This window comes from Xanthomonas campestris pv. campestris str. ATCC 33913 (assembly GCF_000007145.1).
GTDB lineage: Bacteria > Pseudomonadota > Gammaproteobacteria > Xanthomonadales > Xanthomonadaceae > Xanthomonas > Xanthomonas campestris.
Window position 1 is genome coordinate 3,274,739 of sequence record NC_003902.1, and the last position, 25,202, is coordinate 3,299,940.

At 65.9% G+C, this 25,202-nt stretch carries 25 protein-coding genes; 20 read left to right on the top strand and 5 right to left on the bottom strand.

All coding sequences use genetic code 11. From position 1 onward, the window contains the following. Positions 1 to 14 precede the first annotated feature (14 nt). The 14 genes from sufB (at position 15) to XCC_RS14395 (ending at position 15,065) form a co-directional block, all read left to right on the top strand. The gene (gene sufB, locus XCC_RS14330) at positions 15 to 1,472 is read left to right on the top strand and encodes a Fe-S cluster assembly protein SufB (protein ID WP_011037894.1); all 1,458 of its coding nucleotides are present in this window, start codon (positions 15 to 17) and stop codon (positions 1,470 to 1,472) included. A 164-nt stretch (positions 1,473 to 1,636) separates the two neighbouring features. After that, on the top strand, positions 1,637 to 2,401 hold the full coding sequence (sufC, locus tag XCC_RS14335) for a Fe-S cluster assembly ATPase SufC (protein ID WP_011037895.1): 765 nt from the start codon (positions 1,637 to 1,639) through the stop codon (positions 2,399 to 2,401). Continuing rightward, positions 2,401 to 3,663 (top strand): Fe-S cluster assembly protein SufD, encoded by a 1,263-nt coding sequence (gene sufD / locus XCC_RS14340; protein WP_011037896.1) that lies wholly within the window; start codon positions 2,401 to 2,403, stop codon positions 3,661 to 3,663. Before sufC ends, sufD begins: the two co-directional genes overlap by 1 nt. Beyond that, positions 3,660 to 4,901 (top strand): cysteine desulfurase, encoded by a 1,242-nt coding sequence (locus tag XCC_RS14345; RefSeq protein ID WP_011037897.1) that lies wholly within the window; start codon positions 3,660 to 3,662, stop codon positions 4,899 to 4,901. The genes sufD and XCC_RS14345 overlap by 4 nt, the downstream gene beginning before the upstream one ends. A 212-nt stretch (positions 4,902 to 5,113) precedes the next feature. Beyond that, a complete protein-coding gene (locus XCC_RS14350; RefSeq protein WP_011037898.1) occupies positions 5,114 to 5,653 on the top strand; it encodes a GNAT family N-acetyltransferase in 540 nt (179 codons plus the stop codon). Continuing rightward, positions 5,650 to 5,979 carry a non-heme iron oxygenase ferredoxin subunit gene (locus tag XCC_RS14355; RefSeq protein WP_011037899.1) on the top strand — a complete coding sequence of 110 codons (330 nt, stop codon included), beginning with the start codon at positions 5,650 to 5,652 and terminating at the stop codon, positions 5,977 to 5,979. Before XCC_RS14350 ends, XCC_RS14355 begins: the two co-directional genes overlap by 4 nt. A gap of 343 nt (positions 5,980 to 6,322) precedes the next feature. Beyond that, complete coding sequence (locus tag XCC_RS14360; RefSeq protein WP_011037900.1) at positions 6,323 to 8,641, top strand: TonB-dependent receptor; 2,319 nt, start codon at positions 6,323 to 6,325, stop codon at positions 8,639 to 8,641. A 48-nt stretch (positions 8,642 to 8,689) separates the two neighbouring features. Beyond that, on the top strand, positions 8,690 to 9,376 hold the full coding sequence (locus XCC_RS14365; protein ID WP_011037901.1) for a Fe2+-dependent dioxygenase: 687 nt from the start codon (positions 8,690 to 8,692) through the stop codon (positions 9,374 to 9,376). Beyond that, positions 9,369 to 10,127 (top strand): tetratricopeptide repeat protein, encoded by a 759-nt coding sequence (locus XCC_RS14370; protein WP_011037902.1) that lies wholly within the window; start codon positions 9,369 to 9,371, stop codon positions 10,125 to 10,127. Before XCC_RS14365 ends, XCC_RS14370 begins: the two co-directional genes overlap by 8 nt. 5 nt (positions 10,128 to 10,132) lie before the next feature. Beyond that, a complete protein-coding gene (locus XCC_RS14375; protein ID WP_011037903.1) occupies positions 10,133 to 10,777 on the top strand; it encodes a PepSY-associated TM helix domain-containing protein in 645 nt (214 codons plus the stop codon). A gap of 23 nt (positions 10,778 to 10,800) precedes the next feature. Further along, positions 10,801 to 11,316, top strand: a complete 516-nt coding sequence (locus XCC_RS14380; protein ID WP_011037904.1) for a DUF2271 domain-containing protein — start codon at positions 10,801 to 10,803, stop codon at positions 11,314 to 11,316. A 151-nt stretch (positions 11,317 to 11,467) separates the two neighbouring features. Further along, positions 11,468 to 12,271 carry a DUF4198 domain-containing protein gene (locus XCC_RS14385; protein ID WP_011037905.1) on the top strand — a complete coding sequence of 268 codons (804 nt, stop codon included), beginning with the start codon at positions 11,468 to 11,470 and terminating at the stop codon, positions 12,269 to 12,271. A 218-nt stretch (positions 12,272 to 12,489) separates the two neighbouring features. After that, positions 12,490 to 13,464, top strand: a complete 975-nt coding sequence (locus XCC_RS14390) for an FAD:protein FMN transferase (RefSeq protein WP_043877733.1) — start codon at positions 12,490 to 12,492, stop codon at positions 13,462 to 13,464. Then, entirely contained in the window at positions 13,461 to 15,065 is a 1,605-nt protein-coding gene (locus tag XCC_RS14395) for a sulfite reductase subunit alpha (protein ID WP_011037907.1), read from the top strand. The genes XCC_RS14390 and XCC_RS14395 overlap by 4 nt, the downstream gene beginning before the upstream one ends. Before the next feature lie 152 nt (positions 15,066 to 15,217). Here XCC_RS14395 and XCC_RS14400 read toward each other — a convergent pair whose 3' ends face one another. Beyond that, positions 15,218 to 15,814: a HutD/Ves family protein gene (locus XCC_RS14400; protein WP_029216841.1), complete on the bottom strand. Its 597-nt coding sequence runs from the start codon at positions 15,812 to 15,814 to the stop codon at positions 15,218 to 15,220. Between the two features lie 474 nt (positions 15,815 to 16,288). After that, positions 16,289 to 16,663 carry a ComEA family DNA-binding protein gene (locus XCC_RS14405; RefSeq protein WP_008572623.1) on the bottom strand — a complete coding sequence of 125 codons (375 nt, stop codon included), beginning with the start codon at positions 16,661 to 16,663 and terminating at the stop codon, positions 16,289 to 16,291. A gap of 157 nt (positions 16,664 to 16,820) precedes the next feature. Between XCC_RS14405 and XCC_RS14410 the strand changes: the two genes are divergently transcribed. From XCC_RS14410 to murU, 4 genes are all read left to right on the top strand, one after another. Next, entirely contained in the window at positions 16,821 to 18,314 is a 1,494-nt protein-coding gene (locus XCC_RS14410) for a M20 family metallopeptidase (RefSeq protein WP_011037909.1), read from the top strand. A 163-nt stretch (positions 18,315 to 18,477) separates the two neighbouring features. Then, entirely contained in the window at positions 18,478 to 18,750 is a 273-nt protein-coding gene (locus tag XCC_RS14415) for a GlsB/YeaQ/YmgE family stress response membrane protein (protein WP_011037910.1), read from the top strand. A gap of 54 nt (positions 18,751 to 18,804) precedes the next feature. Beyond that, positions 18,805 to 19,842, top strand: coding sequence for an aminoglycoside phosphotransferase family protein (locus XCC_RS14420; protein ID WP_011037911.1), 1,038 nt, complete (start codon positions 18,805 to 18,807; stop codon positions 19,840 to 19,842). Further along, the gene (gene murU / locus XCC_RS14425; RefSeq protein ID WP_011037912.1) at positions 19,839 to 20,549 is read left to right on the top strand and encodes an N-acetylmuramate alpha-1-phosphate uridylyltransferase MurU; all 711 of its coding nucleotides are present in this window, start codon (positions 19,839 to 19,841) and stop codon (positions 20,547 to 20,549) included. The genes XCC_RS14420 and murU overlap by 4 nt, the downstream gene beginning before the upstream one ends. Before the next feature lie 17 nt (positions 20,550 to 20,566). Here the strand turns inward: murU and hda are convergent, their stop codons facing one another. From hda to XCC_RS14440, 3 genes are read right to left on the bottom strand one after another with little or no spacing between them, the layout of a single operon-like run. Next, on the bottom strand, positions 20,567 to 21,268 hold the full coding sequence (hda, locus tag XCC_RS14430; RefSeq protein ID WP_011037913.1) for a DnaA regulatory inactivator Hda: 702 nt from the start codon (positions 21,266 to 21,268) through the stop codon (positions 20,567 to 20,569). Then, the gene (locus tag XCC_RS14435) at positions 21,265 to 22,431 is read right to left on the bottom strand and encodes an AI-2E family transporter (protein WP_011037914.1); all 1,167 of its coding nucleotides are present in this window, start codon (positions 22,429 to 22,431) and stop codon (positions 21,265 to 21,267) included. The genes hda and XCC_RS14435 overlap by 4 nt, the downstream gene beginning before the upstream one ends. After that, entirely contained in the window at positions 22,428 to 23,540 is a 1,113-nt protein-coding gene (locus XCC_RS14440) for a DUF2066 domain-containing protein (RefSeq protein WP_019237444.1), read from the bottom strand. Before XCC_RS14440 ends, XCC_RS14435 begins: the two co-directional genes overlap by 4 nt. 129 nt (positions 23,541 to 23,669) lie before the next feature. Between XCC_RS14440 and purM the strand changes: the two genes are divergently transcribed. Together purM and XCC_RS14450 are read left to right on the top strand one after the other, a co-directional pair. After that, positions 23,670 to 24,695: a phosphoribosylformylglycinamidine cyclo-ligase gene (purM, locus tag XCC_RS14445; RefSeq protein ID WP_029628894.1), complete on the top strand. Its 1,026-nt coding sequence runs from the start codon at positions 23,670 to 23,672 to the stop codon at positions 24,693 to 24,695. A gap of 16 nt (positions 24,696 to 24,711) precedes the next feature. Continuing rightward, positions 24,712 to 25,170, top strand: a complete 459-nt coding sequence (locus XCC_RS14450; protein WP_011037917.1) for a hypothetical protein — start codon at positions 24,712 to 24,714, stop codon at positions 25,168 to 25,170. The last annotated feature ends 32 nt before the right edge of the window (positions 25,171 to 25,202 follow it).

The window sequence follows — 25,202 nt, forward strand, 5'->3', positions numbered from 1 at the left end:
CCAGTAGGCAGCCGATGGCCACCGAACTTGCCCCCCCGCAGAATGCGCAGATCCTCGAACGGTTGGGCCGACGTTACGACGCCGGTTTCATCACCGAGATCGAATCCGATTCGCTCCCGCCCGGTCTGGACGAAGACATCATCCGTGCACTGTCGGCCAAGAAAGAAGAGCCGCAATGGATGACCGACTGGCGCCTGGAGGCCTACCGCCACTGGCTGAAAATGCCGATGCCGGAGTGGGCCAAGTTGAAGATCGCGCCGATCGATTTCCAGGCGTTGAGCTATTACTCCGCGCCCAAGGGTCCGAAGTACGCGTCGCTGGATGATGTGCCCAAGGAACTGCTCGACACCTACGACAAGCTCGGCGTGCCGTTGCACGAGCGCGCGCGGCTGGCCGGCGTTGCGGTGGATGCAGTGTTCGATTCGGTCTCGGTCGGCACCACCTTCCGCAAGGAACTGGCCGAAAAGGGCGTGATCTTCTGCTCGATGTCCGAGGCGATCAAAGAGCATCCGGAGATCGTCAAACAGTACCTCGGCAGCGTGGTGCCGGTGGGCGACAACTATTTTGCCGCGCTGAACTCGGCCGTATTTTCCGATGGCAGCTTCGTGTTCATTCCCAAGGGCGTGCGTTGCCCGATGGAACTGAGCACCTACTTCCGCATCAACGCCGGCCACACCGGCCAGTTCGAGCGCACCTTGATCGTGTGCGAAGACAAGGCCTACGTGTCGTACCTGGAAGGCTGCACCGCGCCAATGCGCGACGAAAACCAGCTGCATGCGGCCGTGGTGGAACTGGTGACGCTGGAAGATGCGGAGATCAAGTATTCGACCGTGCAGAACTGGTACCCGGGCGATGAGGAAGGCCGCGGCGGCATCTACAACTTCGTCACCAAGCGTGCCGAATGCCGTGGCGACCGCAGCAAGGTGACCTGGACCCAGGTCGAAACTGGCTCGGCGATCACCTGGAAGTACCCGTCGTGCGTGCTGCTGGGCGACGATTCGGTGGGCGAGTTCCACTCGGTGGCCCTCACCCACCATCGTCAGCAGGCCGATACCGGCACCAAGATGATCCACATCGGCAAGCGCACCAAGAGCAAGATCGTCAGCAAGGGCATCAGCGCCGGCCGCGGCCAGAACACCTACCGTGGCCTGGTCAAGGTGGATCGCAACGCCGATGGCGCGCGCAACTACACCCAGTGCGATTCGCTGTTGATCGGCAAGCAGTGCGGCGCCCACACCTTTCCCTATATCGAGGTGAAGAATCCCGGCGCCACAGTCGAGCACGAAGCCACCACCTCCAAGATCAGCGACGACCAGCTGTTCTACTGCCGCGCACGCGGCATCAGCCAGGAAGACGCGGTGTCGTTGATCGTGGATGGGTTCTGCAAGCAGGTGTTCCGCGAACTGCCGATGGAATTTGCGGTGGAAGCCAAGAAGCTGCTCGAAGTTTCCTTAGAAGGCAGCGTCGGCTGACACCTTTCCCCTTCTCCCCTCGGGAGAAGGTGGCGCGCAGCGCCGGATGAGGGTACGGGCGAAGCCAAGTGCACCCAAACGGCACGATGCTTCGCACGAACCCTCACCCCAACCCCTCTCCCGGCAGGAGAGGGGCTACATACGAATTCTGACGGACCATCAGCATGCTCAACATTCAAAATCTCCACGCCAGCATCGCCGGCAAAGACATCCTCAAGGGCCTGTCGCTGGACATCCAGCCCGGCCAGGTGCACGCCATCATGGGGCCCAACGGCGCCGGCAAATCGACCCTGGGCAATGTGCTCGCCGGTCGCGATGGCTACGCAGTCACTGCCGGCAGCGTGCAGTTCGAAGGCGCCGACCTGCTCGACCTGCAGCCGGAAGAACGCGCTGCGGCCGGCCTGTTCCTGGCCTTCCAGTACCCGGTGGAAATCCCCGGCGTAAACAACACCTACTTCCTGCGTGCCGCGCTCAATGCGCAGCGCAAGGCGCGTGGCGAAGAAGAGCTGGATTCCATGCAGTTCCTCAAGCTGGTGCGGCAGAAGCTGGCGGTGCTGCATCTGAAGGACGAGCTGCTGCACCGTGGCGTCAACGAAGGGTTCTCCGGCGGCGAAAAGAAGCGCAACGAGATCTTCCAGCTGGCCGTACTCGAGCCGAAGTTGGCGATCCTGGACGAAACCGACTCCGGCCTGGATATCGATGCACTCAAGAGCGTGGCCGACGGCGTCAATGCGCTGCGCTCGACCGAGCGTTCGTTCCTGGTGATCACCCATTACCAGCGCCTGCTCGACTACATCAAGCCGGACGTGGTGCATGTGCTGTCCGATGGGCGCATCGTGCAGAGTGGCGGCCCGGAGCTGGCGCTGGAGTTGGAAAAACACGGCTACCACTTCCTGAAGGACCGTGTGGTGCCGGAGGCCGCCGCCTGATGAGTGCCTTGTTGGAATCCCTTGCCAGCGGGTTTAGCGGCAATGCTGCACGGCGCGCCGAACTCGACGCGGCCTTGCAGACCGGCCTGCCCGGCCCGCGTGCCGAAGCCTGGAAATACACCTCGCTGCGCCAGCTGGAACGCCGCAGCTTCCAGCCTGCACCGTTGGTGCCGGCGCTGATCGATGCCGCGGTGCTGGATGAGATCCCCACCCCGCGCCTGGTGTTCGTCAATGGCCGTGCGTCGGATGCGCTGAGCGATCTGTCCGAACTTCCGGCAGGCGTGCAGGTGCAGACGCTGTCGTCCGCACTAGTTGGCGATGAATCGGCGCAGCAGCTGCTTGGCCGCCGCTTCGAGCGCAGCGATGAAATTTTCGCGCGTCTGAATGCCGCGCTGGCCGATGAAGGCGCGCTGGTGCGCGTGGACGCAGGCGTCAAGGTGGCGCTGCCGCTGCAGCTGGTGTTCGTTAGCGTGGGCGGCGAGCACGACCTGGCCTGGCACCACCGCCATCTGATCGAATTGCGTGCCGACGCCGCGCTCGGCGTGGTCGAGCACCACCTGCACGTAGGCGATGCAGCGCATCTGGACAACAGCGTGATGCATGTCCATCTGGCCCAGGACGCCGTGCTTTCGCACGCACGCGTGCAGGCCGATAGCGCACGCGCCACCGCGTTCGCGCGGACCGATGCGGTGCTGGCGCGCAATGCGCAGTACCAGCGTGTGGACCTGGAGCTGGGCGCAGGCCTGTCCCGGCACGAACTCAATGCGCGGCTGGAAGGCGACAATGCACGGCTCACCGCCAATGGCGTGCTGCTGGGCAATGGCCGCCGGCATGTGGATACCCGCCTGGGCATCGAGCACATCGCCCGCGACACCGCCTGCGAGCTGGTCTGGCGCGGCGTCGGCGCCGACCGCAGCCGCGTGGTGTTCCACGGCGGCATCCATATCCGCCAGGGCGCCGATGGCACCGATGCACGTTTGTCGAACAAGAACCTGTTGCTCTCGGACAACGCCGAAATCGACACCCAGCCGGTGCTGGTGATCGACGCGGACGAAGTGCAGGCCGCGCACGGTGCCACCGTGGGTCAGCTCGACGACAACGCGCTGTTCTACCTGCGCTCGCGCGGGTTGCCGCAGCAGCAGGCGCAGCGCTTGCTCAGCGCCGCGTTCTGCCATGAGCCGTTGCGCGCACTGCCGTCGCCATTGCGCGATCTGCTGGCCGTGCAGCTGGACCGCGCCCTGAATTCGGCGGGCGTGGCATGAACGCCTCCGTCGCCGCCACTCCGGCACCGGACTGGGAGCGCGTACGCTCCGATTTCCCGCTGCTGATGCGGCAGGTGCACGGCAAGCCGCTGATCTATTTCGACAACGCCAACACCGGGCAGAAGCCGCTGCAGGTGATCGCTGCCACCGACGAGTTCTATCGCCGGCAGAACGCCAATGTCAGCCGCGCGGTGCATGCACTGGGCACCGAAGCCACCGACGCGTTCGAGGGCGCACGCAGCAAGCTGGCGCGTTTTCTCAACGTGCGCGCCGACGAGCTGGTGCTGTGCAGCGGCACCACCTTCGCGATCAATCTGGTGGCCTATTCCTGGGCGCTGCCGCGCCTGGGGCCGAGCGATGTGATCCTGGTATCGCGCATGGAGCACCACGCCAATATCGTGCCGTGGCAGTTGGTGGCCCAGCGCACCGGCGCCACCATCCGCGTGGCCGAGATCACGCCTGAGGGCGCGCTGGATCTGGATGCACTGCGTAAGGCGATGACCCCCGAGGTCAAGCTGCTGGCGATCACCCACGTGTCCAACGTGCTGGGCACAGTGAACCCGGTGCGCGAGATCTGCCGTGAGGCACGCAAGCGCGGCATCGTCACCGTAGTGGACGGCTCGCAAGCCGCACCGCACCGCCGCGTCGACGTGGCCGGCATCGGCTGCGATTTCTACGCCATCACCGGCCACAAGATGTGCGGCCCCACCGGCACCGGAGCATTGTGGGCGCGCCGCGAACATCTGCAGGCCATGCCGCCGTTTTTGGGCGGCGGCGAGATGATCAAGGAAGTGAGCTTCGAAGGCACCGTATTCAACGACGGCCCGCACAAGTTCGAAGCCGGCACGCCGAATATCGCTGGCTTCATCGGCTTGGGCGCGGCGGTTGACTATCTGGACGCAGTCGGCCTGGCGCACGTGGAAGCGCGCGAGACCGAGCTGCTCGCGCACTTCACCGAAGAGCTGCAGCGCATCGACGGCCTGCGCATCTTCGGCACCACGCCGGACAAGGCGGCGGTGGTGTCGTTCCTGATCGAAGGCGCACATGCGCACGATCTGGCCACCCTGCTCGACCTGGAAGGCGTGGCCGTCCGCTCCGGCCAGCACTGCGCACACCCGCTGCTGCAGTACTACGGCGTGGCCGCCACCTGCCGCGCCTCGCTGGCGTTCTACAACACGCATGACGAGATCGAGCGTTTTGTTGCCGCGTTGGTGAAGGTGCGTCAGCTTTTGGGCTGATTGACTGCGGGAATCGGGAATGGAGAATCGAACAAGCGGGTCTCCCACATGCTGTCGCTGGTCGACAGAGGGGGAGTAGCTCATTGAGCGGCGCAACGCTTTTCCCGATTCCCGATTCCCGATTCCCGACTCCCGATTCCCGATTCCCGATTCCCGACTCCCGACTCCCGATTCCCGATTCCCGATTCCCGATTCCCGATAAACTGTTCCACATGCAGACCACCACCTTCCGCACCGCCACCGTCGACGATATCGATGCCATCGTCGCGCTCGTCACCTCCGCCTATCGCGGCGACAGCAGCCGCGTCGGCTGGACCACCGAAGCCGACATCCTGGACGGTGCGCGCATCGACCCGGCGGTGTTGCGGCAGGACATCCTGCGCGACCGCAGCCTGGTGCTGCTGGTGGAACAGGACGGCGCCCTGGTGGCCTGCGCGCATGTTGCCGACGAGGACGGCGCCGGTTACTTCGGCATGTTCTCGGTCAGCCCCACCCTGCAGGGCGGCGGTATCGGCAAGACAGTGCTCGCCGAAGCCGAACGCATCGCCGCCACCGAGTGGGCCCTGCCGCTGATGCGCATGACCGTGATCGACGTGCGCAACGAACTCATCGCCTTCTACGAACGCCGCGGGTATCGCCGTACCGGCGTGTCCAAGCCTTTCCCCTATGGCGACGAGCGCTTCGGCGTGCCGTTGCGCCAGGACCTGCGCTTCGAAGTGCTGGAGAAGCCGCTCGGCGAGGCCGCGTTGTGAGCGACAACTGGACCTTTGTCTGCGCCAGCGGCGAATTGCTGCCGGGCGAGCTGAAGACCGTGTGGGATGAAGTGACCGATGCGCCGATCGTGGTGTTCAACCTCGACGGCGCGCTGTACGCGCTGGAAGACCGCTGCAGCCACGAAGATTACGAACTCTCGCCCGGCACCTTCGACGCGTCCGCCGGCACCATCGAGTGCCTGCTGCACAGCGCGCGCTTCGATATCCGCGATGGGCGTCCTCTGTGCGCCCCGGCCTATTCCGCAGTGTCCAAGTTCCCGGTGAAGCAGGAACACGGCGGTATCTGGACCCGCGACGACCGCTGAGCGCAGTGCCCAGCCGCCACTGGCAGCGCACCGCAAGGCCTCAATCTTTCAGCCGTATGCCATCCATCGGCAAAGATTGCAAAGAAGAATGATTTGCATTTAAGATCGCAACCCTTCAGGCCTTCTTAACAACTGGCCTTCCTGCGATCCCATGCGCCTGCCCCTGTCCATGCCGTTTTCTTCCTGGTGTTCGTCCGCCCTGTGCCGTTCGGCGCAGCGCTGCCGCGTGCACGGACGCCGGGCCTGGCAGCAGGCGGCATCGGGCTGACAGGCGCGCATTCCCTTCCCGCATCCGCCGAGCCATCGCCAGGCCGAAGCATCGCTTCCCTTTTCGAGACGTCCCATGACTCCCAGGATTTCCCCGCTCACTTCGGCCGTGTTGCTGACGCTGTCCGCTCCTGCCTTCGCCCAGCCTGGCGACGCGCCGGCACCTCCGGGCGCAGTGGATCTGGATGCGATCCGGGTGCAGCAGGAGCGTGCGCAGAAGCCGTCCTCGCCCAAGTACACCGAGGCGCTGCGCGACACCCCGCAGACCATCACCGTGGTCACCAAGCAGACCATGGACCAGCAGAACCTGCTGTCGCTGCGTGATGTGCTCAGCACCCTGCCCGGCATCACCTTTGGTGCAGGCGAAGGCGGCGGCGGGTATGGCGACAGCATCAACCTGCGCGGCTTTACCGCCAGCAGCGACATCACCACCGACGGCGTGCGCGACAGCGCGCAGTACAGCCGCAGCGACACCTTCAACCTGGAAGCGGTGGAGCTGATCAACGGCGCCAACTCGGCAATGTCCGGCGCAGGCTCGGTCGGTGGCAACATCAACCTGGTGACCAAGACCGCCGGCCAAGGCGACTTCACCAACGTGCTGATCGGCGGCGGCAGCGACCGCTACGGCCGCCTCACCGTCGACAGCAACTACGACTTCGAAAACGGCACCGCGGTGCGCTTGAACACCATGGGTCATACCCAGGACGTGCCGGGCCGCGATGAGGAATTCCGTCATCGCTGGGGCTTTGCGCCGTCGGTGGCGTTCGGGCTGGGCTCGGACACGCGCTTCACGCTGAGCTACCTGCACCAGCACGACAACAACCTGCCGCAGTACGGCGTGCCGTTCGCGCTCAGCCCGTTCAACGATGGCCCGCTGCCGGGCGTGGACCGCGAAACCTATTACGGCTATCGCAATGTGTCGCGTCAGGAGATCGACGTGGACATGCTGACCGGCGTGCTGGAAATGGACTTCGACGACAACGTCAAACTGCGCAGCCTGGCGCGTGTGCAGCGCGTGGACCAGACCACCACGGCCACCGCGCCGGAAGGCACCTGGTGCCTGCCCAACAACACCAACGCCTACACCGGCCGCGCCTGCGTCGGCCAGCCGCCGTCCACCTGGAACCCGAACAGCGGCCCGCGCGGGCTGGTGCGCGAGACCGAAAACTTCATCGCCCACAGCCAGACCGACCTGACCGCCACCCTGCACACCGGCGCCATCGAGCACCGCGTGGTCGCCGGCGTGGCCTTCAGCAAGGAAGATTTCGAACTCGATAGCGGCAGCATCTTCCGCAATGCCGACGGCTCCACCACCGGCATCACCTACCCGCTGCAGACCTTCGACAACCCGTACAACATCTGGACCGGCCCGCAGAACTATTTCCGCACCGGACGCAGCAAGGGCAGCCTGACCAATCAGGCGGTGTACCTGTTCGACACGCTGCAGTTCAACGAGCAATGGATGCTCAACCTGGGCGGCCGTTACGAACACAACGAAGGCGACAGCACCACCTACACCGTCAATGCCACCGGCGGCGTGACCGGCGTGACTCCGGGGTTCCCGGCAGGCAGCGAAGAGGATCTGTTCTCCTACCGCGCCGGCCTGGTATTCAAGCCGGTCGACAACGCCAGCCTGTATCTGTCCTACGCCAACAGCAAGACCCCGTCCAAGGCGTCGGTCAATGGCTCGTGCACGCCGATCGCCACTGCCACCGTCGGCGCCAACTGCAATGTGGAGCCGGAAAGCGCGGTCAATATCGAACTCGGCGGTAAGTGGGACGTGTTGAACGAGCGTCTGGCACTGACGGCGGCGGTGTTCCGCAACGAGCGCGAGAACTACAAGGTCAACAGCGGCGACCCGCTGATTCCCGAGCAGGTGCTCGACGGCAAGGCGCGCGTGGATGGCATTGCGCTGGGCGCGGCCGGCTACCTGACCGAGCGTTGGTCGGTCTTCGCCAACTACACTTTCCTGGACAGCGAAGTGCTGCAGAGCGTTTCCAACCGCACTGCCAGCCTCACCGGCGACCCGATTGCCGGACGCGAACTGGTGCAGACCCCGCGCAACGCCGGCAATCTCTGGACCACGTATCAGCTCAACGAGTGGACGTTCGGGTACGGCGTCAATTACCAGGGCAGCTTCTATCCGAACAACACCTCGACCGCGGTCTACCGCAAGACCGACGCGTACTGGGTGCACCGCGCGATGGTCGGCCTGCGCGTCAACGACTGGCTCAGCCTGCAGTTGAACGTCAACAACCTGTTCGACAAGGAGTACTACACCAGCATCCGCAACAACCTCACCGTCAACGCCGCGGGCACCGTCACCGCCGGCAGCGGCTGGGCGTTGCCGGGTGATGGCCGCTCGGCGGTATTGAACGCGACCTTCAGCTTCTGATTCATCAACGCGCCGTCCGCAGTCCGCGGACGGCGTGGAGACCACTGCATGTTGTTGCCCATTCCCGACGTCCTGACGCCCGCCCAGCTGAGCCAGCTGAGTGAGCGTTTGGACGCGGCCGACTGGGCCGATGGCCGCATCACCGCCGGCCATCAGTCCGCGCAGGCCAAGGACAACGCGCAGTTGCCCGAAGACAGCCCGATCGCGCGCGAGGCCAGTGCGCTGGTGCTCGACGCGCTGTCGCGCAGCAGTACGTTTTTTTCCGCCGCGTTGCCGCGCCGGATCTATCCACCGCTGTTCAATCGCTACAGCGGCGGGCAGTCGTTCGGCTACCACGTCGACAATGCGGTGCGTTACGACCGCAGCCGTGGCGGCGCCGATCCGGTGCGCACCGACGTCTCCGCCACGCTGTTCCTCAGCGACCCGGACAGCTACGACGGCGGCGAGCTGGTGATCGAAGACACCTACGGCACGCAGTCGGTGAAATTGCCGGCCGGCCATCTGGTGATCTACCCCGGCACCAGCCTGCATAAAGTGATGCCGGTGACGCGTGGCACGCGTGTCGCCTCGTTCTTCTGGATACAAAGCATGCTGCGCAACGATGCACAGCGCCGCCTGCTGTTCGAATTGGACGTGTCGATCCGTCGTTTGACCCAGGACACGCCCGGGCATCCGTCGCTGATCCAGCTCACCGGCGTGTATCACAACCTGCTGCGGCAATGGGCCGATGTCTGAGCCGGTGCTGGACACCGCGCAGGTGATCGCCGCACTGCGCACGCAGCCCGCGCAGGCGGTGGCGTTGCTACGCAAGGCGGCCGATCGCCAGGATGTGGCCGCACAGCTTCTGCTCGCACAACTCTACGCAGAAGGCCGCGGCGTCGCGGCCGATCCGATCCAGGCGATGCTGTGGTACGAAGTGGCCGCCAATGCAGGGCACCCGGAAGCGATGAACCAGCTCGGGCGCTGCCACGAACTGGGCTTCGGCACGCCCTGCAATCTGGAGCTGGCGGCGCTGTGGTTTCGCCGCGCCGCCGCGCATGGCCTGGACTGGGGCATGTACAACCTGGCCCACCTGTACGCCTCCGGCCGCGGCGTCGCGCAGGACCACACCCAGGCGTTGGCGCTGTATCGCCGCGCTGCCGAACACGGGCACGCCAAGTCGATGAATTTCGTGGCGCGCTATCTGGAGCAAGGCCTGGCCGGCGCTGCAGATCCGCACGCCGCCCGCGCCTGGTACCGCCGCTCCGCCGAGGCCGGCGATTTCCGCGGGCAAGCCGGTTTTGCGACGGTGCTGGCCGACGACGGCGACATCGATCAGGCCGAAGTCTGGATGCGCCGCGCCATCGCTGGCGGGCATGCCGGGTTCCTGCGCCAACTCACCCCGCTGCTGGCCGCCGCTCCACAACCCCGCCTGCGCGCATTGCTGAGCGAAGTGCGTGCGCGGCAGTCGCCTGCGCCGCCCGCCACCTCCACGGCGGCGGCCTGACCCACATGGCGCCCGCCTCCTCCACCGATCAGCTCGGCGCCGCGCAACAACGGCGCGGCTTCTGGCTGCGCATGCTGCATCAATGGCACTGGATCAGTTCGGCGGTGTGCCTGATCGGCATGCTGCTGTTTACCGTCACCGGCCTCACCTTGAATCACGCCGCGCGCATCGAAGCCACTCCTTCGACCGAGCACCGCACGCTCACGCTGCCTACTGCGCTGCTGCAGACCCTGGGCACGCGCCAGGAAGGCAATGCGCCACTGCCGCCGCGCGTCGCACAGTGGCTGGGCCGCGAACTGGACATCAGCGTCGGCACGCGCGAGGGCGAATGGTCGCCGGAGGAAATCTATCTCGCACTGCCGCGCCCCGGTGGCGATGCCTGGCTGAGCCTGGACCGCAGCACCGGCGCGGTGGAATACGAGCGCACCGGGCGCGGCGCGATCGCCTACCTCAACGATCTGCACAAGGGCCGCAACGCCGGGCCAGCCTGGGGCTGGTTTATCGACGTGTTCGCCATCGCCTGCCTGGTGTTTTGCATCACCGGCCTGTTTTTACTGCACCTGCACGCGCGCCAGCGGCGCATGACCTGGCCGCTGGTTGGCCTAGGCTTGCTGATTCCGCTGTTGCTTGCCCTGTTGCTGATCCACTGACCCTATCGCCTCCGGAGACGACCATGCGCGCCACCTTGACCATCGCACTGAGCGGCCTGCTCGCCATGCCGGCGTATGCGGCCACGCTCGATATCAACGTCGAGATCCCCAAGCTCAATGTCGCCGAATACCACCGCCCGTACGTGGCGATCTGGGTCGAAGGCGCCGACCAGAAGGCCGCTGCCAACCTGGCAGTCTGGTACCAGTCCAAGGACACCGCCGAAGGCCATGGCACCAAATGGCTGCCAGACTTGCGCCAGTGGTGGCGCAAGAGCGGGCGCACCCTGGAGGTGCCGGTCGACGGCGTTACCGGCCCGACCCGACCCGCCGGCGCGCACGCGTTGTCGTTCACCGATACCAAGGGTGCGCTGAAGTCGCTGCCGGCCGGCCAATACACGCTGGTGGTGGAGGCCGCGCGTGAAGTGGGCGGCCGCGAGCTGGTCAAAGTGCCTTTCACCTGGCCGGCCACCGCTGCACAGACGGCCAAGGCCAGCGGCAGCAGCGAGCTGGGCACGGTCAGCCTGGTCGGCAAGCCCTGATCGTGCGCTGCGCGCGGTCGCTCGCACGCGCCGAGTGCGATGCGAGTCCCCCGCACGCACGGCGTTATTCGATCTTCCACGCATCCACGCGGCGCAGCTGTGCGCTGACCAGATACGCGACCACCGCCCTCATCTTCTGCAAGGAGTTGCCATGAAACGTCCTCTCGTCCTGATCGCCCTGCTCGCCGCACTGCCGGTCACCGCCCTCGCGCACAAGGCCTGGTTGCTGCCTTCGCAGACCGTCCTCGCTGGCGAAGCGCCGTGGATCACCGTCGATGCCGCGGTGTCCAACGACCTGTTCTATTTCAACCACGTGCCGCTGCGGCTGGACAACCTGACCATCACCGCGCCCGATGGCAGCGCGCTCAAGCCGGAGAATCCGGCCACCGGCAAGTACCGCAGCGTGTTCGACCTGCAGCTCACCCAGCCCGGCACCTACAAGCTCAGCATCACCAATGCCGGCCTGTTCGCCAGCTGGAAGGAAGACGGCAAGCCCAAGCGCTGGCGCGGTAACGAAACCAGCTTCGCCACCGAAGTGCCGAAGAACGCGCAGGAACTGCAGGTCTCCCAGTCGCTCAATCGCGTGGAAACCTTCGTGACCCGCGGCGCGCCCACCACCACCGTGTTCAAGCCCAGCGGCAAGGGCATCGAGCTGATTCCGGTCACTCACCCCAACGACCTGGTCGCTGGTGAAGCCGCGCAGTTCACTCTGCAACTGGATGGCAAACCGGCGGCCGGCCTGGAGATCGAAATCGTGCGTGGCGGTACCCGCTACCGCGATGCGCAGAACGAGATCAAGCTCAAGACCGACGCCAAGGGCGGCTTCAGCGTGACCTGGCCGGAGCCGGGCATGTACTGGCTGGAAACCACCGCCGAAGACACCAAAACTTCGCTGCCGCAGGCCAAGCAGCGCCGTCTCGGCTATGTCGCCACGTTGGAAGTGTTGCCGCAGTAATCGCCGCATGCACGTCACTGCATTGATCCGATAACCAATGCAGTGACGCTGTTGAGACGGCACATGCTATCGGCGTGTACCGTCTGCCACGTGCGCAGCGCACGCTGCACCAACCGACGCATCCTCTGCTGCTTCAAAGACACGCCGCGTGATGCAAACGGCACGTTCGCGCGTCACCATGGCTGCCTCAAGGCAGCGCCTGCTCGACCGGTCAACACATGCACCCAGTTTCTTCCGCAGATGACACCGTTGCCACGCTGGGCGGCCGCAGCATGGGCACCACCTGGAGCGTGAAAATGGTGGCGCCGCGCGGCCGCGATCTGCATCCGTTGCATGCGGTGATCCAGGGTGCGCTCGATCGCGTGGTCGCGCAGATGAGCACCTGGGACGCAGACTCGGACATCACCCGCTTCAACCGTGCCGCCGCCGGCACCTGGCAGCGGTTGCCGGACGCGTTCCACCGTGTGCTGACCACGGCGCTGGAGATTGCGCGTGCCAGCGATGGCGCGTTCGATCCAACCGTCGGCCCGATGGTAGACCTGTGGGGCTTCGGTGCCGCCGGTGGGCCGCGCAAGGTGCCCAGTGCCGAGCAGATCGCCCTGGCCCGGCAGCGCTGTGGCTGGCAGCGCCTGCAACTGGACGCAGACAGAGCACTGCAACCCGGCGCGCTTGCATTGGATTTGTCGGGCATCGCCAAGGGCTTCGGTGTGGACTGCGTGCAGCGCGCGTTGGCGCAGGCGGGCATCGCCAGCGCGTTGATCGATGTCGGCGGCGAGCTGTTTGGATACGGCCGCAAACCCGATGGCAGCGCATGGCGTGTCCTGGTGGAATCAGCGCCCGACGAAGACGCAGGCACCGCACTGCCCGCGCGCGTGCTGGCACTGGATGGACTGGCCGTGGCCACCTCCGGCGACCGCTGGCACCGCTTCGAGGCCGGCGGCGTACGTTACGCGCATACCTTCGACCCACGCCTGGGCGCGCCGGTTGCGCAGGCAGCGGCCGCGGTCACCGTGCTGGCGCACGATGCGATGCATGCCGATGCCTGGGCAACCGCAATGACCGTGCTCGGTGTTGACGCGGGCCTGGCTTATGCGACGAACGCAGGGCTTGCGGTGCGCTTTTTGCAGCGCCGCGGCGCGGATTTGCAGGAATCCATGAGCCCGGCGTTTGAAACGCATCTGGCTGCCGCATGAGCCTCGCCTCCCCACGCGTGTGGCTTGGCAACGGCGTCATCCTGCTGGCCTTGGCGGTACTGGCCGCCTGGTTGGGCAGCCTGCATGCGGGCCCGTGGTGGAGCGCCCCCGCCCCACACCGTTGGCAATGGGCGGGCCTCAGCCTGGCGGCTTACGCCATCGTCTGTTTCGGCCTGTGGCTGCGCGGGCGTCCACGCGTTGCGGCTGCGCGCGGCGATGACAGCAACCTGCTGATCGCCTGGGCGAGCCAGACCGGGTTCGCGCGTGAATTGGCCGAACGCAGCGCCACTGCCCTGCAGCAGGCCGGCGTCGGTGCGCATGCATTGCCGCTGGACGCGTTGGATGCCAATCAACTATCGCGCGTGCCGCGCCTGCTCTGCATCGTCAGCACCACCGGCGAAGGCGATGCACCCGATCACGTACAAGCAGCCGAGCGCACCTGGCTCGCCGGCAGCGATACCGATCTGGCCGCGCTGCGTTACGCGGTCGTGGCGCTGGGCGACCGCCGTTACGCGCAGTTCTGCGCATTTGGGCGGCGCCTGGATGCACGCTTGCAGGCGCAAGGTGCAACCCCCTTGTTCGCACGCATCGAGGTCGACAACGCCGAGCCGCAGTCCCTGCAGCAGTGGCAGCAAAGGCTGGCTGAACTGGCACCGGCACTGGCGACGCAAGCGGATTGGAGTGTGCCCAGTTATGCCGACTGGCAGCTGCAGCAGCGCGTGCATATCAATCCGGGCAGCGCGGGCGCCGCGGTGTATCGCTTGCGCCTGATCCCGTGCGGCGGTCATTTGCCGCAGTGGAGCGCGGGCGACATTGCCGAAATCCGCCCGCAGCATTCGCCACAAGTGGTGGAGACCTGGCTGCAGCGGCATCTGCTGGACGGCACCCAACAGGTGCAGGGGCGTTCGTTGCACGCCTGGCTCAGCGGCGCGACCCTGCCTGACGACAGCCCCGACATCACTTCGCTGGATGCATGGGTACACACGCTGGCAGCGCTGCCACACCGCGACTACTCGCTGGCCTCGCTCCCCGACGAAGGCCATGCCGAACTGCTGATCCGTCAACACCTGCATGCCGATGGCACGCCCGGCCTGGGAAGCGGCTGGCTTTGCCGGGCGGCTCCAATCGGCGCGCGCATCGCGCTACGCGTGCGGACCAATCCCGGCTTCCACCCGCCCGCCGCCGCGCAACCGATGCTGCTGATCGGCAATGGCACCGGGATCGCCGGCTTGCGTGCACACCTGCGCGCGCGCATCGCCGCCGGTGCGCGCCGCAACTGGCTGTTGTTCGGCGAACGCAACGCAGCCTACGACACGCTCTATGGCGATGAACTCGAACACTGGCAGCGCGACGGCTGGATCGAACGACTGGACCGCGTCTATTCCCGCGACAGTAGCCAGCCGCATCGCTACGTTCAACACGCCTTGGCCGCCGCGGCGGCGGACGTGCGCGCATGGGTGGCGCAAGGCGCCTGCGTGTACGTCTGCGGCAGCCTGCGCGGCATGGCCCCGGAGGTCGATGCCACCCTCGACAGCATTCTGGGAACCGACCTCAAACACGCACTACTCAGCAGCGGGCGGTATCGTCGCGACGTGTACTGATGGTCGTTATTGCAAGCGAAACTCCACTGCTGTGAACGGATATGTTGCGCTTCACTTGTTAGCCGCAGTGCAGCGGCTTGCATGGATCTGCACATGCAACGGCCCCGTGAAGCTGCACCTGCACCTGCACCTGCATCTGAAAGTCCACCACCTCAGCCAGCCGGACTCACCCGGATCGCCAGCAGTTCGCCGCCGCCATCCAGCACGAAGCGGCTGCGCGTTCGCGCCGACAACCACGCGGTGTCACCGGCCAGCAACGGCGGCAACCCGCTATCGCGGCCAAAACTTGCCTGCCCGGCAAGCAGATGGATCGCCCAGGCACTGCCGGGGTCGGCAAAGAACAGCATCGTGCCCACCAGCGGGCGGTGCAGCAGCTCGGTCTGCAACACAGCGCGCCGCCACATCAGGTTGAAGTCCTGCGTCGGCCCGTCGCCCAGCACCGCGGTGACCGCCTCCTCGCCCGCGAACCGCAGCCGCTGATACGGCGGCAGCAAGCTGTGCTGCCGCCCGTCGCCAAACTGCAGCTGCATGCCATTGCCACGCAGCAACACCAGCTCGCGGTCGATCCCGGGAAACGCGGAGAACGCCGCGTCCTGCTCGATCTCGGCAATCGACAGGCGCAGCGCCCAGGCATCGTCGGGCTCTCCCAGCCGCAGGATCTCGCGGGTCCAGCCCAACTGGTTGCGCCACCGCTCACGGCGGTACTCGGTGGCCGGGATCACCCGGCTGCTCAGGTCTGTCAGCTGCATCGGCGCATTGTGCCGCAAGCGTGCATGTGTGCCTGCATGAGTGTGTTTGCCTGCCTACTTGCCCATGTCCAGACGAGCGCACGCGCGCAATTGCCATCGCGTACGTCCATACCGAAAGTGCCATCATCAAGATGCCGAGACATCAGCATCAGTCTCCGGCGTACTGATGCGTACCGCAGAACACATGGCAGTGCGGAACACGTATGCAAGGTCGCGCGCGTACACCACGCAGCCCACCGTCAAGCCAGAGATCAGCGTCACGCCCATACCGGATCCGGCACTACAGCCACCTAACCCGGGCTGCGCAGCTGGCTGCTATGAAGCACCCAAACGAAAAACGCCCGGCTGCACATCCAAGTGCAACACCGGGCGATTTCACGTCCTTGTCGGCTTCCAGCCATCCCCCAGACATCCTGTCCAGTTAGGTTGCGGCCACGCATCCTCGCGTCGAACCGTATCTCGGATCCCTTCCCCTTAACGCCGTCCCACCGGTTTCACCGCCGCCCCCTTGGCAGCCTTCTTGGCGGGAGCCATCGTGGCGCCCACTTCGATCAGGTCTCGATTCCGTTCGACCGTCTTGAGTCCGATGCCCTTGACCAGTGCCAGTTCCTCGGCACTTTTGAAGGGACCGTTTGCCTGACGGTGCTCGACGATTGCCTCGGCTTTTGATCGCCCGACATTCATCAGCACCTTGTCCAATTCCTCAGCAGACGCGGTGTTGATATCGACCTTGTCGAGTGCATACGCATTCGAGGACAACAACAACGCCAGTAGCAGGGACTTCAGGACTACGGTAAATGACTTCATTGCAACGCTCCTTGTGGCTTGGGTGATGGTCCTAGCCAGCATTCCTGCCGGCGGAGCCAGTGTCCCGCGCCACATGCAGCAATCCTATCGCCAACGAACTTTTCACACAGCCGGTGAACTGCGCGGTGCCTTGTAGGGAAATCCCTACCCCCTGGCTGCGGCGTAGAATGTGCCATTACGTCACGCATTCGGAGCCCGTATGGATAGCGCCAAGATCGACCAATTCGCCAGCGACACGTGGGATCGCGAGATCGTCCCGCAACTGGTCGATTACATCCGCATCCCCAACAAGTCGCCGATGTTCGATGCCGACTGGGTCGCGCATGGCTATATGGAACAGGCCGTCACCCTGATGGAAACCTGGGCACGCGCCCAGGCCATCGACGGCATGCAGGTCGAGGTGGTGCGCCTGGAAGGCCGCACGCCGTTGATCTTCATCGAGATCCCGGCCACCGGGTCGGAGTCGGGCGAGGACACCGTGCTGCTGTACGGCCACCTGGACAAGCAGCCGGAAATGACCGGCTGGGATGCCGATCTCGGCCCCTGGGAGCCGGTGCTGCGCGACGACAAACTGTATGGGCGCGGCGGCGCGGACGATGGCTACGCGATCTTCGGCTCGCTGGCTGCGGTGATGGCGCTGCGTGCACAAGGCCTGCCGCATGCGCGCTGCGTGGTGCTGATCGAAGCCTGCGAGGAATCCGGTAGCTACGACCTGCCCGCCTATGTGGACCACCTGGCCGAGCGCATTGGCAAGCCGTCGCTGGTGGTGTGCCTGGATTCGGGTTGCGGCAACTACGAGCAGCTGTGGTGCACGACTTCGTTGCGTGGCCTGACCGGCGGCAACCTGACCGTGAAGGTGCTGGAGGAAGGCGTGCACTCGGGCGACGCGTCCGGCGTGGTGCCGTCCAGCTTCCGCCTGCTGCGCCAGCTGCTGTCGCGGATCGAGGACGAAACCAGCGGACGCATCCTGCTCGATGGCCTGCACGTGGACGTGCCCGCCGAGCGACTGGCACAGGCCCGCAGTGCGGCGGCAACGCTGGACACGGCCATCTTCGACAAGTTTCCGATGGTGGACGGGCTGGTGCCGATGCACGAGGACCTCACCGAGCTGGTGTTGAACCGGACCTGGCGCCCGGCCTTGTCGGTCACGGGTGTGGATGGCATGCCGCCGCTGGCCTCGGCCGGCAACGTGCTGCGTCCGCAGACCGCGGTGAAGCTGTCGCTGCGCCTGCCGCCCACTGCTGACGGCAAGGCCTGCGGCGAGCTGCTCAAGCAGGCCTTGCTGCGCGACCCACCGAACGGCGCGCAGGTCACGCTGGAACTGGAAAAGGCCTCCTCCGGCTGGAGCGCGCCGGGCATGGCGCCGTGGCTGGAGAAAGCCATCGACGACGCCAGCCGCGCCTTCTTCGACAAGCCGGCGATGTACATGGGCGAAGGCGGCTCGATCCCGTTCATGGGCATGCTGGGCGAGAAATTCCCCGGTGCGCAGTTCATGATCACCGGCGTGCTCGGCCCGCATTCCAATGCGCATGGCCCGAACGAATTCCTGCACATCCCGATGGGCAAGCGCGTCACCGCCTGCGTTTCCAAGGTGATCACCGAGCACCACGCCGCCTGCCTGCGTGGCGAGACCAGCGGCTCGCCGGTGGCAGCGGACAGCGGCACCCGACATGGTGGACATGGCTGCTGCTGAGGCAGCGCACTGCGACGATCGGCCGGCCTGGCGCACTGCGGGCCGGCCGGCTGTCTTGACCGCACGGCTGCAAGCGCTCCGTGCAACCACCCCGCGTCGATCTGCACATGGCGTCGGTGACGCGCAATGCTAGTCTGCCGCTCTTCTTCCCGCTGGTGCTGCAATGAACAACCTGTTTGGTAGCGACAGTTGGCTGTACATCATCCTGGTCGGCTTCGTGGTCGGTCTGCTGGCACGTTTCATTACTCCGGGCACGCAACGGCTGGGCTGCCTGCTCACCATCGTGCTGGGCATCGCCGGTGCCTTGCTGGCCAGTTGGTTCGGCCGCTACATGGGCTGGTACCACGCCGGCGAACCGGCAGGCTTCCTGGGCGCGTTGCTGGGCGCCATCGCCATCCTGGCCCTGCTGCGCCTGTTCAGCGGCAGCAAGCGCTAAGACATCCCTCCTTCTGCGGCGTGCGTTGCGCGCCGTTTTACTGTGCGCTTTGCCATGACTTCATCGCTTTCTTCCGATACCTCGCGTGACAGCCAGCGCCTGCAGTGGGCGCGGCAGGCGCTGGGCGATCCACAGGCCACGCTGCAGCGTGCGTCGGTGGATGCCGGTTTTCGCAGTTACTGGCGCAGCCAGGGCGCCGGGCCGGATCGCATCGTGATGGATTCGCCGCCGGATCTGGAAAATGTGGCGCCGTGGCTGCGCATGCGCGACCTGCTCGAGCAGCACGGCGTGCGCGTGCCGCAGGTGCTGGCGCGCGACCTGGACGCAGGCTTGCTGTTGCTCGAAGACCTGGGGGTGCCGACGCTGGCACAGGCGCTCACCGATTCCACGGCTGATGCTCTGCTTGAGGCGGCGATCAGCCAACTGCTGTTGCTGCAGCACATCCCGCCGCCCGACGGCAGCGGCGTGTTTGGCGAAGCGCTGCTGCAACGCGATGCCGGCCTGTTCGAGGAATGGTTTCTTGGCCGCCACCTGGGCTTGCAGCTCGACTGCGCGCACGCAGAGCAATTGCAGCTGGTGCAACGCCGTCTGATGGATAACGCGCTGGCGCAAGCTCGCGTGTTCACCCATCGCGACTTCATGCCGCGCAACCTGATGCCGGTCGCTGACGGCCCGGCGGTGCTGGACTTCCAGGACTGCGTGGTCGGCCCGATCGCCTACGACCCGATCAGCCTGTTCAAGGACACCTCGGTGAGCTGGCCACTAGCGCGTGTGGACGCGTGGCTGGCGCAATACCACGCACGTGCGCAGGTGGCCGGCTTGCCGGTGCCGGCGTGGCCGCAGTTCCTGCGCGATGCGGACTGGATGGGCGTGCAGCGGCATCTGAAAAACCTCGGCATTTTTTCGCGATTGAGTTACCGCGATGGCAAGCACTGGTACCTGGACAACGTGCCGCGCTTCATCACCTACCTGGACGAAGTGTTGCCGCGCCATGCCGAATTGGCACCCTTGATCGACTTGCTCGACCAGCAGATCAAACCCGCACTGGCCGCACGCATGGCACACGGCAACGCCAATGGAACCGCCGCATGAAGGCGTTGATCTTTGCTGCCGGATTCGGTGAGCGCATGCGTCCGTTGACCGAACACACGCCCAAGCCGCTGTTGTCGGTGGGCGGCACGCCGTTGATCGTCTGGCATCTGCGCAAGTTGGCTGCACTGGGCGTGGACGAGGTGGTCATCAATACGTCGTGGCTGGCTGCGCAGTTTCCGCAGGTGCTGGGCGATGGCAGCGCCTTCGGGCTGCGTCTGACCTATTCCTACGAAGGCAGCACCCCGCTGGAAACCGGCGGCGGCATGCTGCACGCGCTGCCGTTGCTGGGCGATGCGCCCTTCCTGCTGGTCAATGGCGACATCTGGAGCGACATCGACTTCGCCACGCTCGACATCGCAGCCGACAGCCTGGCAACGCTGGTGCTGGTCGACGCGCCAGCCTATGCGGCACGCGCGGATTTTGCGTTGACTCACGAGGGCAAGATCAGCAGCACGGCGATGCCGACGCTCACCTATGCCGGCATCGGTCTGTATCGCCCGGCCTTACTGCACGCGTGGGAACGTGTGATCGGGCCGCTTCCCAGCACCGGTGAGGCCCCGCCGCGCTTCCCGTTGGCGCCGATCCTGCGCGCGCAAATGGCGGCTGGCCGGATCGATGGCGTGCACCACCGTGGTCGCTGGACCGATGTAGGCACACCACAGCGGCTGGCCGAGCTGGATGCACAACTGACTCAGCGCCGCGACTGAGCGCGGCAGCGCCGTCGTCAGGACGTGCGGTCGCCGAGCACGCGGCGCAGGAACGGCACCGTCACCCGCCGCTGCGCAGCCAGGGATTCACGGTCCAACCGGTCCAGCAAGGCCACCAACCCGGCCAGCTCACGCTCGCTGTGGGTCAGCAGCCAATCGATCGCAGCCTCGTCCAGCGCGAGCCCGCGCCGCTGCGCGCGGTCGCGTAAGACCGCCGCGCGTGCAACGTCGTCCAGCACCGGCAAACTGATGCGGACGCATTGCGACAGGCGTGAGCGCAGGTCGGGCAATACCAGCGCCAGGCCGTCAGGCATCTGGCGGGCGGTGTACAACAAGGTGATCCCGGCAGCGCGCGCACGGTTGTGGAAATCGAACAGCGCCACTTCGTCCTCGCACTGGCCGGCAATGCTGTCCACGCCGTCCAGCGCCACCAGGCTGCGCCCTTCCAACGCTTCGAGCGCATCGCGCAAGCGGCCAGCCGCCGCCTGCAACGGCAGGTAGGCCGAGCTGCGCCCGGCCTGCTCGGCCGCCGCGCAGACCGACAAGGCCAGATGGGTCTTGCCGGTGCCGCTTGGGCCGGCCAGATACAGCCAGTCGCTCAGCTGGCCGGCGGCGAAGGCCTGCAGTTGCGCGATCAAACCGTCCGGTGCGGCGATATAGCTGTCCAGTCGCTGGTCGGAAGGCGCACGCAACGCCAACGGCAATTGCGGCACGCTCACGACCGATCCGCGTCCTTGCTGGCGTCGATGATCACGCTGCGCTCGGGCCCGGATTGCAACACGATGCCGGCACGCTCGCCGGCATACAGATCGCTTTGGGTGTAGCGCTCATGCGCATAGCGCAACAGCACGTTGGCCACCGCCGCCACCGGCAGCGCCAGCAGCATGCCGAGGAAGCCGAACAGCTGGCCGCCGGCCATCACCGCAAAGATCACCGCCACCGGGTGCAGGCCGATCTTGTCGCCGACAATGCGCGGGGTCAGCACGTAACTTTCCAGCAACTGGCCGACGGTGAACACCACGCCCACGCCGATCAGCAATTTCAGGTCGAACCCCTGCGCTTGCACGATCGCTGCCAGCAACGCGAGCACGATGCCGGTGGTGGCGCCCAGGTACGGAATGAAGCTGATGAAGCCGGCGATGATGCCGATCAGCAAGCCCAAGTTGAGCCCGATGATGGACAGGCCGGTGGCATAGATGGCGCCCAGCGCCAGCATCACCAGGAACTGGCCGCGAATGAAACCGCCCAGCACGTCGTTGGACTCCAGCGCGAGCCGGCTCACGGTGCCGATGTAGGCACGCGGAATCACCGCCGCCACGCGCTCCACCATGCGGTCCCAGTCGCGCAGGAAATAGAACGCCAGGATGGGCAACAAGGCCAGGTTGATCACCCAGGTGACCATTGCAAAGCCCGAGCGTGAGACATAGCCGAAGAAGGTCTTGGCAACGCCGCCCGCCTGCTCCCAGTGGCTGCGGATCCACTCGATCAGGCGTTCCGGGTCCAGCCAGCCCATCAACTCCACGCCGGTGCGGCGCTGCAGCCAGGGAATGGCGGTGCCGATCGCCCAGTCGCGCATCTGCGGCAGCGCATCGATCAGGGTCATGATCTGGCGCTCCATCATCGGCACCAGGATCATCAGCGCCAGCACCACCAGCAGCACCATGAGAATGAAGACCAGGGTGACCGCCATGTTGCGCGAGCGCCCGGCACGTTCGATGCGGTCTACCAGCGGGTCGCCCAGCCAGGCCAGCAGCAGCGCCAGCACGAACGGGGTGAGGATCGGCGACAGCAGCGATACCACCCACAGCACGCCGACGATCACCGCCGCCCATTTGAGGCGGCGCAGGAACTGGGCGATTTCCGCCTCGGGGGTCAGGATCATTTGAGGCGGTACTCGGCGTGCTCGTTTTCGAGAATGATGGGGCCTTCGGTCGGCACGGAAACCGAGATCAGCGGGCTGTTGTCGCCGAGCATACGGTTGAGCCCGGAAATGCCCGTGAGCAGTTCCAGGTCTAGCTCCATGCGATCGCCATTTGCGCTCACCGGGCGGATGCTACGCACCACCGACACGCCCTGCAGCGCGGCGGAAACGCGCAGATAGTCGTCGGCGCTGCTGATGCCGGTGATCACCACGCGGTAGACCCCGGGCACGCCCGAGTCCACCCGCTTGGCGTAGCGCTTGACCAATGCATCGGCGGCGCCGTCGGCACCGGCGGCCATCGCGCGGCGGGCATCGCCGTCGCTGCTGGTCCAGCTGGAGAGCACGTTGCCGTTGTCCACGAACACCCAATCGGCGGTCCAGCCGCTATCGGTGCGGTAGAGCTTGCCGATCAATTGCATCGGCGGGCTGTACTTGGCCGACGCGCGCGCAACGGCGGCGGTGTCCTTGCGCCAGATGGCGCCAGCCAGGGCCTGTTCGGCGGCCGCGCCACCGGGCAGACCGAGCCGGTAACCGCGCTCGATCGCACGGTCGAGCACGCTGCGCGCGGCGTTGGCCTGCGCCACGCCGACCATGCGCGGGCCGCTGCCGTCGTCGATGGCCAGCCACAGCACGGGTTTCGGGCGCGGCTGCGGCCACACCGGCAGGCCCAGCGCGGCAATCAGGCCGTCGACGTCGGATTGCCGGAAACGCGCCACCAGCACGGTGCGGAAAGTCGGTGCGCCACTGCGCGAGGTGCCCTGATCCTGGCGGTAGTCGTAGTGATCGACGTAGTTGGGCGCATTGCGCAGCGCCTGCGGCACGCCGGGGCGGCTCATGACACTGCGGTCGCCGGACACCTTGCCCAGCACCGCCCCCAGAGCACGCGCCAACGCGCCGGGGCGATCGGACTCGCTCTGGCTGTTGACCGGCACTTCGGCATCGTAGGCGCCCTGCGCCTTGGCGACGTCGCCTTCGGTGCGCAGATCGGCCTGGGCGTAGGCCGGCAACACGGGCATGGCGACCACGAGGGCGAGAAAGAAAGCGAGACTGCGGCGCATCGACGGTTCCATGACGTAAGCGTATCCGGGTGAATTGTTGCCCGAATGGGACGCTAGCGCCAACGTGGCTGTTAAAATCGCCGCCTTTACCGCCGAGCCACCCCACCCGTGACCAGCCCAACGCCTTCCAATCCCTCGCCCATGACCTACCGTGACGCGGGCGTCGACATCGATGCCGGCAATGCGTTGGTCGAACGCATCAAACCCCTGGTCAAGCGCAGCTTTCGACCGGAGGTGATGGGCGGCCTGGGCGGCTTCGGTGCCTTGTTCGACCTGTCCGGCAAGTACAAGGAGCCGGTGCTGGTCTCCGGCACCGACGGGGTGGGCACCAAGCTCAAACTCGCCCAGCAGCTCGGCCGCCACGACACCATCGGCATCGACCTGGTCGGCATGTGCGTCAACGACGTGCTGGTGCAAGGCGCCGAACCACTGTTCTTTCTGGACTACTTCGCCACCGGCAAGCTGGATATCGACACCGCCGCGGCGGTGGTCGGCGGCATCGCGCGCGGCTGCGAGCTCTCCGGCTGCGCGCTGATTGGTGGCGAAACCGCGGAGATGCCCGACATGTACCCGCCGGGCGAATACGACCTGGCCGGCTTCACCGTTGGCGCGGTGGAAAAATCGCAGCTGCTGGACGGCGCGCAGGTGCGCGAGGGTGACGTGCTGATCGGCATCGCCTCCTCCGGACCGCATTCCAATGGGTATTCGCTGATCCGCAAGATCTACGAGCGTGCCGGCTCGCCGGCCGATCTGGTGCTGGACGACGGCGTGGCGCTGATCGATGCGCTGATGGCGCCGACCGCGCTGTACGTCAAGCCGATCCTGGCGCTGCTCAAGTCGCACGGCGAGGCGATCCACGCCATGGCGCATGTCACCGGTGGCGGGCTGACCGAGAACATCATCCGGGTGATCCCGGACGGCCTGGGCCTGGACATCGATGCCACGGCATGGATCTTGCCGCCGGTGTTCGCCTGGCTGCAGCGCGAAGGCGCGGTGGCCGATGCCGAAATGTGGCGCACCTTCAATTGCGGCATCGGCTTCGTGCTGGTCGCCGCACCAGCGCAGGCCGCCGCGCTGGAACAGGCGCTGGACGCGCAGTCGCTGGCGCATTGGCGCATTGGCCAGGTGGTGACGGCACAGGGCGACGAACGCGTCCGGATTGGTTGACCCAAGGAGCACCCGCATGGAAGCCGCGCCCGTTTACGTCTCTACAACTGCCACCGCCGAGGATCTGCAGCAGCTGAAGTTGCTGTCGATCTTCCATTACGTGCTGGCCGGCATCACCGGGCTGTTTTCGTTATTCCCGTTGATCCACCTGTTCATGGGGCTGGCGATCGTCACCGGCCACCTGCCGATGACCACGACCAATGCCGACGCGCCAGAGATGGATCCCCGCTGGTTCGGCTGGTTCTTCGTGGTGTTCGCGGCAGGCTTCATCGCCTGCGGCCTGACATTGGCCGGCTTCATGGCGTATGCGGGTCGCTGCATCGCCCAGCGCAGACGGCATCTGCTTTGCCTGATCGTCGCCGGCATTTCCTGCTCGTTCATGCCGTTCGGCACCGTGGTCGGCGTGTTTACGCTGGTGGTTCTGCTGCGGCCGCAGGTCAAGGCGTTGTTTGTCACCAACGCGGCAGCCGCTTGAGCTGCGTCTCCGATATAACGATGGGCGTGATT